This is a genomic window from Streptomyces sp. NPDC004561 (genome assembly GCF_053602155.1).
Map to the genome: position 1 here is coordinate 1 of NZ_JBSGDB010000327.1, position 10,338 is coordinate 10,338.

The 10,338-nt window shown below is 70.6% G+C and carries 6 protein-coding genes and 5 pseudogenes; 2 read left to right on the forward strand and 9 right to left on the reverse strand.

Annotation, left to right across the window (positions count from 1 at the left end; genetic code table 11):
* Positions 1–173 precede the first annotated feature (173 nt).
* A pseudogene (locus ACWEN3_RS32265) lies at positions 174–563 on the forward strand (transposase); the annotation flags it as partial.
* Positions 564–795: 232 nt separating this feature from the next.
* On the opposite strand, the gene ACWEN3_RS32270 reads toward ACWEN3_RS32265, so the two are convergent.
* Complete coding sequence (locus tag ACWEN3_RS32270; protein WP_452977990.1) at positions 796–1,434, reverse strand: hypothetical protein; 639 nt, start codon at positions 1,432–1,434, stop codon at positions 796–798.
* Positions 1,435–1,455: 21 nt separating this feature from the next.
* Here ACWEN3_RS32270 and ACWEN3_RS32275 point away from each other — a divergent pair.
* Positions 1,456–1,932, forward strand: a pseudogene (locus ACWEN3_RS32275) (glycosyltransferase); the annotation flags it as partial.
* Positions 1,933–1,939: 7 nt separating this feature from the next.
* Here the strand turns inward: ACWEN3_RS32275 and gltX are convergent.
* The 8 genes and pseudogenes from gltX to ACWEN3_RS32315 form a co-directional block, all read right to left on the reverse strand.
* The gene (gene gltX, locus ACWEN3_RS32280; RefSeq protein ID WP_452978003.1) at positions 1,940–3,313 is read right to left on the reverse strand and encodes a glutamate--tRNA ligase; all 1,374 of its coding nucleotides are present in this window, start codon (positions 3,311–3,313) and stop codon (positions 1,940–1,942) included.
* A 294-nt stretch (positions 3,314–3,607) separates the two neighbouring features.
* Positions 3,608–4,093, reverse strand: coding sequence for a DUF1877 domain-containing protein (locus tag ACWEN3_RS32285; protein WP_452977993.1), 486 nt, complete (start codon positions 4,091–4,093; stop codon positions 3,608–3,610).
* A 33-nt stretch (positions 4,094–4,126) separates the two neighbouring features.
* A pseudogene (gene istB / locus ACWEN3_RS32290) lies at positions 4,127–4,900 on the reverse strand (IS21-like element helper ATPase IstB).
* Positions 4,897–5,109, reverse strand: a pseudogene (locus tag ACWEN3_RS32295) (IS21 family transposase); the annotation flags it as partial. The pseudogenes istB and ACWEN3_RS32295, both read right to left, overlap by 4 nt.
* A 482-nt stretch (positions 5,110–5,591) precedes the next feature.
* On the reverse strand, positions 5,592–6,791 hold the full coding sequence (locus tag ACWEN3_RS32300) for a vWA domain-containing protein (RefSeq protein WP_452977996.1): 1,200 nt from the start codon (positions 6,789–6,791) through the stop codon (positions 5,592–5,594).
* Positions 6,792–6,814: 23 nt separating this feature from the next.
* Complete coding sequence (locus ACWEN3_RS32305) at positions 6,815–7,996, reverse strand: AAA family ATPase (protein WP_452977998.1); 1,182 nt, start codon at positions 7,994–7,996, stop codon at positions 6,815–6,817.
* A complete protein-coding gene (locus tag ACWEN3_RS32310; RefSeq protein WP_452978001.1) occupies positions 7,993–9,771 on the reverse strand; it encodes an ankyrin repeat domain-containing protein in 1,779 nt (592 codons plus the stop codon). The genes ACWEN3_RS32305 and ACWEN3_RS32310 overlap by 4 nt, the downstream gene beginning before the upstream one ends.
* Positions 9,768–10,338: pseudogene (locus tag ACWEN3_RS32315) on the reverse strand (hypothetical protein); the annotation flags it as partial. The pseudogene ACWEN3_RS32315 and the gene ACWEN3_RS32310, both read right to left, overlap by 4 nt.

A 10,338-nucleotide genomic window follows, 5' to 3' on the forward strand; every position in this document is an offset into this window, starting at 1 on the left:
CCTAGAGAAACGCCTCTCAGGCGCCCTCACCCATGTCCGCGCAGGTCAGACCCCAGATTCGTGACTCTAGGACGCTGAATTACGCGGAACGCAGGTCCGAGGCGCAGAGCCAAAACCCGGTCGGTTCCTCTCCGAGAGCCCGGTGTGGGACCCCGCCTTCGGCGCGACCGCGCCAGGGTGGCCTGCTGACCGAGGTCACCCGGGCCGTGCTGGAGCGGGCGCTGGATGCTGAGATGAGCGAGCATCTCAGCTATGAGAAGCGTGATCCGGCCGGCCGCGGCTCGGGCAACAGCCGCAACAGGACCTCGCCGAAAACCGTGCTGACCGACGCGGGCGCGGTTACCGTGGCGGTTCGCCGGGACCGCAACGGCTCCTTCGAGCCGAAGCTCGTGCCCAAGCACGCGCGGCGGCTGGCGGGTTTCAACGAGCAGATTCTGTCGCTGTATGCGCGTGGCATGTCGGTGCGGGACATCCGCTCCCACCTGGCCGCCATGTACGGAGTCGACGTCTCGCCCGATCTGATCAGCAGGGTCACCGATGCGGTCGCCGACGAGCTCGCCGCCTGACAGAACCGGCCGCTGGACGCCGTCGAGCCCCAGGTCGATGACGGGGCGCAGGCGGTCGATCAGCTCCGCGCCCAGGCGCGCCGTCGTGGCCAGCTTCTCGACCGACCGGTTCGGCGTGCGGCGTACGTCGGGCGCGGCCGTGTGGGCGGATGCGCCGGCGGCGAAGCGGCCTGACGGCGCGCGTCGGCGTCGAGGACCTCGCCGTGGGACTCTGTACTGCCGGCGGCGTTCACCTGCTGCGAGGCGTCCGCGACGGCCTTCCAGCAGCGAGGCGAGCTCCCGCAGCGGCAGACCCGAGAAGTCGGCGATGTCGAGCCCTTCGAAGGTAACGGTCAGGGCTTCGGGCTTCAGCCGCTTGCCGTGGCAGGACGGGCACGGGGCCGCGTCGAGAAACTGGGCGACGCGGCGCTTCATCGAGGCGCTCTTGGTGTTGGCGAAGGTGTCGAGCACGTAGCGGCGCGCACCAACGAATGTGCCCTGGTAGCTCGGCTCGACGCCCGCCTCGATCGCGGTGCGCGCCTCGGAGAGCGTGAGCCTGGAGTGGACGGGGACGGAGGGGGTCTCGTCGGTGTATAGGATCCAGTCCCGATCCTTCTTTGAGACCCTTCCATGGGACGTCGACGTCGTAGCCGAGCGCGACGAGGACGTCGCGCAACTGGTGGCCGTGCCAGGCCGTCGGCCACGAGGCGATCGCACGCTGGCGAATCGTGAGGGAGGGATTTGGCACCATCTTCTGCTCGGTTACCTCGTACACGCGGCCGATGCCGTGGCACTGCGGGCAGGCACCCTGGACGGTGTTGGCCGAGAAGTCCTCGGCGTAGAGCATCGGCTGATCGTCCGGGTAATCACCGGCGCGCGAGTAGAGCATGCGCACCAGGGACGAGAGCGTGGTGATGCTGCCCACCGACGAGCGGGCGCTGCGCCCTCCGCGCTGCTGCTGCAGGGCGACGGCGGAGGCATCCCGGTGATCGAGTCGACGTCGGGGGCGCCGGCTTGGTCCAGCGGCAGCAACACCATCGGCCTCGACAGCGCGCACTACGACGTCGAGCGGGAGCGGTACCTGCGTCTTCTGTGCGCCTGTGGCGTCGGCGTCTTCCTCCCCCGGATGCGGGAGGGCTGGAGCCGCTGCGCGGCCGAGGCTTTGCTCCTCGGCCTGCCCTGCCTCATCCGCCCGGTGGCCGGCCTGGGCGACCTCGCCGCGCTGGCTGGCCAGCCGGCACCGGACCTCCGCCGCCTCCCGGCACAGGTCAGGCAGCGCTCGGCGACACGCCACACCGAGGCCAAGGCGGCGTACGAGGCCCTGGCCCGGTTCGACCTGAACTACTTCGGCGACGCCTGGGGCAACCTCCTGGCGCAGGTCGCCTGAGCGGCGGCTAAGCCTGCGCGGCCAGCTTCTTGCTGGCGGCTTCCAGACGGGCCAGCACACGGTCCCGGCCGAGCAGCTCCATGGACTCGAACAGCGGGAGTCCGATCGTCCGGCCGGTGACCGCGACTCGGATGGGCGCCTGGGCCTTGCCCAGCTTCAGCGCGTGCTTCTCGCCGACGGCGAGCAGCACGGCTTTCAGGTCGTCCGCCTTCCAGTCCGCGACGCCGGCCAGCTCGGCGCGGGCGTCCGACAGGATGTCGCCGGCGCCGGCCTTCATCGCCTTGTTCCACGACGCCTCGTCCTCGACCGACTCGTCGAGGAACAGGAAGTCCACATAGCTGGTGATCTCGGAAAGCAGCGCCAGCCGGGTCTGGGCCAGGGAAGCCGCCGCCTCGAAGACGTCCTTGTCGAACGCCTCCGGCCGCCACGGCGCGTACGGGGCGACGAGCCACGGCGCGCAGGCGGCGGCGAACTGCTCCGGCGACAGGGCTCGGATGTACTCGCCGTTGAACGCCGTCAGCTTCTTCACGTCGAAGAAGGCCGGCGCGGTGTTCACATCCTCGATCCGGAAGAGCTGCTCCAGCTCCTCGTACGGCCTGATCTCCCGGTCCTCACCCGGGCCCCAGCCGAGGAGCATGAGGTAGTTCACCATCGCCTCGGGCAGGTATCCCTCGGCGAGGTAGTCCTCCAGTGCCACCTTGTCTCGGCGCTTGGACAGCTTCTGCCGCTTCTCGTTCACGATCACCGGCAGGTGCGCCCACACGGGCGGCTTGGCACCGAGCGCCTCCCACAGCAGCTGCTGTTTCGGCGTGTTCGACAGGTGCTCCTCGCCGCGGATGACCTGCGTGATTCCCTCGTCCAGGTCGTCCACGACGTTGGCGATCAGAAAGACCGGGGACCCGTCGCCACGGGCGATCACGAAGTCCTCGATCGCGCTGTTCGGGAACGCCGGCTCCCCGCGGACCAGGTCGACCACGACGGTCTCACCCTCGTCCGGAGTCCGGAACCGCAGCGCCCGCCCCTCCTCGAAGGCCAGCCCTCGGTCCCGGCAGAACCCGTCGTACCCGAGGTGCTCCGACCCCGTCCGCTCCTTCAGCTGCTCCCTGGTGCAGTCGCAGTAGTACGCCCGGCCAGCCGCGAAGAGCTGCTGAGCCGCTTCCCGGTGCCGGTCGGCGTTGTGCGACTGGAAGTACGGCCCCTCGAAGGCCGGGTCCTCGCCATGGATGCCGATGGCCGCGAGCGCGCTGATGATGCCCTCGGTCCACTCCGGCTTGTTCCGGGCCACATCGGTGTCCTCGATCCGCAGGACGAACCTGCCGCCGGACTGTCGCGCCACCGCCCAGTTGTAGAGAGCGGACCGTGCGCCACCGACATGGAACATGCCGGTCGGGGACGGGGCGAAACGAACGCGAACCGGGGCAGTAGACATGCGCTCCAGGGTACCGACGCGGGACCTACGCCCTGGACCACTTGCCACACCCTCGCGCCAACGTTTTTCGGCCGTCCTCTCTTCTGCTCACACGTCTACTGCCACCGCACCCGGTACCGACGGGCCGCTGCCTTCGAGCCATTCACCGCACCGAGCGGCAAGAGGCACCGTTGTCCCAGAAGGGCAGGGAGCACGATGGATGGTCGAGAAGGATGCCATTTTCCGTGGCGAACCTCTCAGGGACGCCTAAAGGCACCTGCCACTCACGCAGGGCATTGAAGTGCCCCAGCAGGTACTCCTCGGGCCACCGACGATCTTGATCGCCCCATGACCGATCAAGGAAGCGGCCTCGGTGTCTTCGGTCGCCAGGCTGGCCAGGACTGCCGCAAAGTCGATTTCACCGAGCAGTTCCGAGACGTGGCCCACTTGAGCTGCGGAAAGGGCCGTGGGAGGCGGTCCGAAGGGACCGATGGCATGCGGGTGCGTGTTGAGGAAGCCGAGATCGATCGCTGAGTCGCCATCGGTGGCCTGCCGGAGAGCATCCAGGTGGACGCCGTCGAGACCCGCCGGCTCGCAGACCCGTCCCCACATGGCCGGCGCCCAGTCCAGGCCCAGGACGTCCACCGACGGCGGATCCCGGTGGGGATCCCCGTCGGTCGATGTTTCGGCAGGCTGGCGGCAGGCGGCGAGATACTCCGCCGGGACGCGAGCGAGTTGCTGGGTGACGGCCACGACGGCAGTATCCCGACGGCGTCCCCAGTTTTCCTACTTGGTTGGGGGCCTGCCGATCTTGTCGGTGGGGTTCTTCGGATGCTTGTTGGGGCGGTAGCTGGGGCCGTTCATGATGACCTGGTGGCTGGTGTTGATCAGCCGGTCGAGGAGTGACTCGGCGACGACTGCGGCGGGGAAGACGGGATACCAGTCACCTGGGTGCCCGGTTGCTGGTGATAATCACGGACCTGCCCTGTCGCTCGCTGACCAGTTCGTAGAGGTCGTCGGCATGGGCCGCGGAGAGCTGACGCATGGCGAAGTCATCGAGGATGAGCGCGTCGGGCCATACCAGTTCACGGATCCGTTTCTCCCAGGTGCGGTCCGCGTGGCCGCCAGCGAGTGCGGCGAGGATCCGGCTGGTCTTGGCGAAGCGGACGTGGGCGCCCTGGCGGACGGCGAGGTGCCCAGGGCCTGGGCGATGTGGGTTTTGCCGACCCCGACAGGGCCGCACAGGATGACGGACTCGCCGGCATGGAGCCAGCGCAGGGCGCCGAGGCCGCGGATCTGGGCTGCGGGCAGTTTCGAGGAGGCGGTGAAATCGAACTCCTCCAGGGTGACCTGCTGCTCGAACTTCGCCCGATGCAGCCTGCGTTGGAAGACGACCGTCTCGCGGCGGGTGATCTCGTCCTGGCAGAGGACCTGAAGGAAGTCCACGTGACCGAGTTCGCCGCCGTGGGCCTGGGCTAGGCGGGCGTCGAGGGTCTCCAGTATCCGGGACAGCCGCAGGGACTTGAGTGACTCGCGCAGGGCGGTGTCCATCACGCTCATCGCGCCGCCACCTCGTCCTCGCCGTGGACCTGGTCGTCGCGGGCGCCGTCCGGCGTGTCCAGGGGCATCACGGAGCCGGACAGCCCTTGCGGGTCGTGGAGGAAGGCCGCGGCCCCCGCGTCTCCGCTGGTCTCGGGCTCGGGATCGGTCGCGACGAGGATGCCCTTGATGGTGCGGTAGGACGGGTCGCCGACCGTGATCGCTCTCGCGAGGAGTGTCCGAGGGGCGAGTTAATCACTGACGATACGCTCGTCGTTGCTCGGGGACGGCTCCAGACGTGAGAACCCCGCTCAGCGGATGATGCAGTCTGCCCGGGCGGGGTGCTGCCCCGGAAGGTCAGCCGCTGTGCGCGGCGCTGGCGAGGTCGGGCAGGAGCTTCGCCGCGTTCGGCGTGCCCAGTCCGGTGACGGGGTCCCATCCTGTGGTGGTCTGCCTCTCCGATGTGCGGCATAGGAGAGGGCACGGCGGGACCAAGCCTTGTGTGCCTCCGCTGGTCGGAGTGGGGCGGTGACGTCCGCCAACGGTGACCTCCTGCGGCAGGCCGGATCCGATCGGCCGCGCCAGGGCGTGCCAGCCGAGCTCTGTCATCCGGTCGACCGACCCTGTGCCTGGCTGTAGTACTCATGATTGCCGGCCACGTCGCGTGCTCCGCCCGGCGGTGTTTCACGCGGGCGCAGCGGCCTCCCCGCGCTCAGCTGCCGCCGACCCGTACCGTCTCCACCCAGGGCGGTGGAGGGTGAGCCCCTTCGCCGATCAGTGCGGCGATCAACCGGCAGGATGCGGGCTCCGCTGGCCACGGGGTCAGTCCGTCGGTGAGCACGACCACGATGCCGGGACGGTCGGGCCGTGCCAGTGCCGCGTCGATGCCCACGCGCATGTCGGTGCCGCCCCCGCCGGCCAGCGCGACCTCATCCACCGAGGTGACCCGGGACACCGCCTGCACGTCGGCATCGCAGGCCAGCACGGTCACGCGGTTGCCGCGCACCCCGACCTCGCTCAGCACGCCAGTGATCTCTCCGAGGGCGGAGTCGAGTTCCTCCTTCCCCATCGAGCCGGAGGTGTCGACGACCACGGCCACCCGGGGAAGCGGCCGACGCAGGCTGGGAAGGACGACGCCGCGCAGCGCCGGGGTACGGCGCGACGGACGACGGTAGGTGTAGTCGACGGCCCCGCCTGCCCAGGCCGCCGCCTCGCGGATGGCCCCGGCGAGAACCTGCCTCCAATCCACGGTGGGCCCCAGAACCTCGTCGGCCCAGCGCTGCCAGCCACGCGGGAGGGCGCCCCGGGCCCGCTGATGGGCCCACATCGCCTCGGCGGTGATCCGGCGCAACGCCTCCGCCTCGACAGGTCCGAGCCGCGCGGGACCGTCGCTCCCGTCGAGCTCCCACGGTGCCGGAGAGCCATGGGCTCCCGAGCCACAGTCGGGCAACACGTCGCAGCTGTACGGTATTTCGGAGAGGTATGCCTCGAACATGCCGCCGGTGGGCAGGCCGAAGAGGCGTGGCTCCATCCGGCCGGTGGGCAGCGGAAGGCCGTCCGCGATCAGGTCGTCGTTGATCTCGCAATCCTGTGCGACGTTGAGCCGGCGAGCGTCCCGCTGGTCGCCCGCGGGCAGTCGGCCGGCACGGCCGTGATGGTCACGCAACAGATGTGCCACCTCGTGGATCCACACCGCGGCCAGTTCGGCGACCGGCGTGGTCCCGACGAACCCGGGCGAGACGTAACAGCGCCAGTGACGGTCCACTCCCATGGTCGGGACCTGCGAACTCGGCACGATGGTAAGGGTGTACAGCGCGGAGGCGAGGTACGGCCGGTCGGTCGCCGCCCGGTAGCGGGCGGCGAGCAGCTTGGTCATGTCGAGTCGGCCTGGTGCCTCGTGAAGCTGCGTCATGCGCCCTGTCCTCGCCGGCCTGGTCAGTTGCCGCCGGGCAGCGCGCCGGACAGCTGCAGCAGGTCGAGAAACGCGTCGATGCCGTCCGGCACACGCCAGTCGGTGTCCCGCAGCGCGGCCAGATCGACCGCCGCGCGGGCGGCGACGTCGGGCACCCCTCGGTCGACGGCCTTGGCCAGGACGGCCCAGCAGGCCTCCCACCGCTCGCGAGTGAGGTGGCTCTGGACGGCGGCGACCACCGCGATGAGGAAGGCGAGCTGACGGTCCCCCCGCTCCGGCAGGGCGAAGGCGTCAGGGTTGGCCAGGACCCGGTCAGGATCCGGCAGGTCGAGGTTCTCGAGGTATGACAGAAACTCCATACCGGCCCCGTCCCCGATCGCTCCGGTGAGCGCGGCGGCCACCGCCTCGTGGCTGGCTCCCGTCGCGTACCCGGTTGCGAGCAGCTTCAGCGCCATCTCCCAGGTTCGCGGCGAGGGCCAGGCGCGGCCGCGGGACTCCGCGTCGCCCGGCAGATGGTGGACCAGACCGGGCCGTGCGGTGAGGAAACCAGAGACAGCCCCACGCGCCCGGGCGACAGCGCCCGGCACCTTGGCGTGGTCGACGACCGGCACCGTGAACTGCGGCCAGGTGCCCGTCATCCCGCGAGCGACGGTGCGGGGGTCGTGCGTCCAGTGGAGGTGAACGAAGCGGTTGGCGAGCGGCGGGCTGAGGTGCCAGCCGTCGGCCGCGCTGGACGGCGGATTGGCCGCGGCGACGATCCTGACCGGCTCGGGCAGGACGAGGCTGCCGACGCGGCGTTCGAGGACCACGCGCAGCAGGGCGGCCTGCACGGCAGGCGGGGCGGAGGACAGTTCGTCGAAGAAGAGCAGGCCATGTCTGGTGCGGCGGAGTCGTACCGCCCAGTCCGGCGGGGCCATCGGCACACCGGTGGTGGCCGGGTCGTCGCCCACGATCGGCAGACCGGCGAAGTCGGACGGCTCATGGACGCTGGCGATGACGGTCTCCAGCGGGCACCCGAGCCCGGCGGCGAGTTGCTCGATGCCGGCCGACTTCCCGATACCAGGCTCGCCCCACAGCAGCACCGGCTGATTGGCCGTCACCGCCAGGGAAAGCGCCTCCAGCTGAGGGTTGGCCGAGTGTTCGCCACGGCGGGCGCGAAGGCAGGCGTTGAGGTCGTCCGCCGCGTCCAGGGGACTGGTCGTCACTGGTTCTCGTCCTCCGGGCTCTCGTCCTCGTCCGCGTACTCGTCGCGATACTCGTCCCACCACTCGTTGCCGATCCCCGGGTGCTCGGCGCGGACCCGCTGGGCGAGGAAGTCCAGGTCGGTCCGCTTGTAACGCCGGATCGTCTGGGCGAGCGACAGATCCATCTCGCTGTAGGCGTCGGTCGGGGCGGCGACGTCGATCCGGGCGCCGGCCGTGAGCAGTGCTTCCACCAGCGCCCGCGAACCGCCATCCTGGACGACCGAGTACAGGGGCGTGCGGCCCTGTCTGTCCTTCGCCTCCAGGTCGAGGCCGGCCTTCAGGAGTCGAGGCAGCAACGCCTCGTGGTCCAGCAGATGCAGCACATGCAGCAGCGTGCGCCCTCTCGCGTCGCGGACCTGCGGATCCATGCCCGCGTCCAGCAGGGTCAGGACTCTCGGGGTGTCGCCGTGCTCCACGCACAGGAACAGTTCCTGCCGCTGGACCCGCAGCGCCTTGGGCAGCCGACCCTCGCCCGACCGCCACGCCTGCTGAACCGCGAAACAGCCGGTGACCGCGCCGCCGAAGGCCCGCATCGCCTGCTCCCGACGCTGCTCCTCCTCGGTGTGCGGCATGTCCAGCCGCCCCTCGCGCAGGGTCAGTTGATGCCAGGCGGCGCCCCGGCAGCGTACGCGTACGGACTGTGGGGCGTCGGGCCCGGGCGGACCGACCGGGCCTTCGGCGACGGGGAGTTGGGGGAACAGGGATGAGGCGACCAAGGGGTGCAGGTGACAGGGCTCCACTCCCCCGACGCGCAGCAGGTCGAGATCGGGCAGCCGTCGCCAGACGCCCTGGGCCAAGGCGCGCGTTCCCTCGGTTTCCGCGCGGCCCACCACCCGGGCTGTCAAGTCACCTCCGGGGCACATGCGCTCAAGGAGTACGACGCTGATCCAGTCGCCGGACACGAGCCACCGTTCCTCACCGGTGCGGGCCGTGATGCGCCGGAGTTCACGGTCGATGCCGGCCAGGTCGAGTGCTAGCCGCTCCACGATGGGAAGCGGTTCCCGCTCCTGCCACGAGTTGATCTTGACGGGGGTCAGGTCCAGCCCGATGCCTGCGGCGGCGAACCCGGTCTCGACACTGCCCCGTTCGCGGAGCAGCGTGATCCATTCGGTACGGGCGGCGGTGTCGTCGGGACCGGGATCCTCGACCGGCAGCTCGGCCGGATCGCGCAGGGTGCCGTCGGGACGGAAGAAAGGTGCGCGGTCCGGACCGCCGCCACAGCGCTCCCGGAGCTCGTGTGCGTACCGGGCGTCCCACAGGTGGCGGGCCACGGTCCAGTCCTCGATCCCGGGGGCCGAACGGTACGCCCCGGTCTGGAGGCCGGGCTTCCCGAATCGGAGCGACACCCGCTGAGGCCCCTTGGTCATCGCGGGCGTGGTCAGGTGCAACTGCGCGTCGGCGGCGCCGTAACCGGCCAGGACGACGGTCCGCGCCGTGGCCAGCGTGGTCCGCCCACCCAGTGCCCGGGGCAGATGCCAGCGGACCAGGTCGGGCACCAGGTGCCGCAGGTCCTCCTCGAGCCGGGCGGCGACCTGACGGCCGTGCGTGCGGGAGATGTCGTCCAGGGTGAAGGTGACGTCCACCAGGCAGCCGGCACAAGCTCCGGCCCAGTCACCGGCGCGGCGATGCTGCTCCGACTGCTCGATCATCCACCGGGGCACGGCATGGCGCCGGATGCGCCGCCAGGACGACTGCTCGTCCCGGGGGAAGGCCGCGGGGACCGGCCGCGGGGTCACCGGTAGACGCTCCCTATCATGCGCAGATCGGGGTCCGCGGCGGACGCAGGCCTCAGGCAGCGAGCGAAGGATCGCTTCACCTTGCGCGGCAGACCCGGCCCCAGCCCCACATATTCCAGGCAGGACCGCTCCTCTACCACGGACAGGAGGGCCTTGGCGCCTCGTCCGGTCAGGCCGGTGTGCCGCAGTTCCAGGCGACGCAGCGGGCTGCCGGGCAGGGCCGCGGCCAGGGCGTGAACACCTGTGTCACCGATCGTGTTGGCGGGTGCGCCGAGGCTCCGCTCGGACGGCGGACGGCCCAGGTCGAGCACCTCGATGCCGCCGAGGGTCCCCGCGAGTGCCTGTGTGCCGACGGGCCCGATGCCGTTACCGCCCAGGCCGAGGCGGACCGGACGACCGGGGTCGCCGGCGACCGCGGCAAGGACGGCGGCGCCCTCGTCGCCGAGATGGTTGGCGGGCAGGTACAGCTCGCGGAGACCGCGCTGGCCGACCTCGACGCGGCGGGCACGGCCGCCGACCGGTACGGGGTGGCGGAGGCGCAGGGCTTCGTGCTGCTGATGCGCGCCC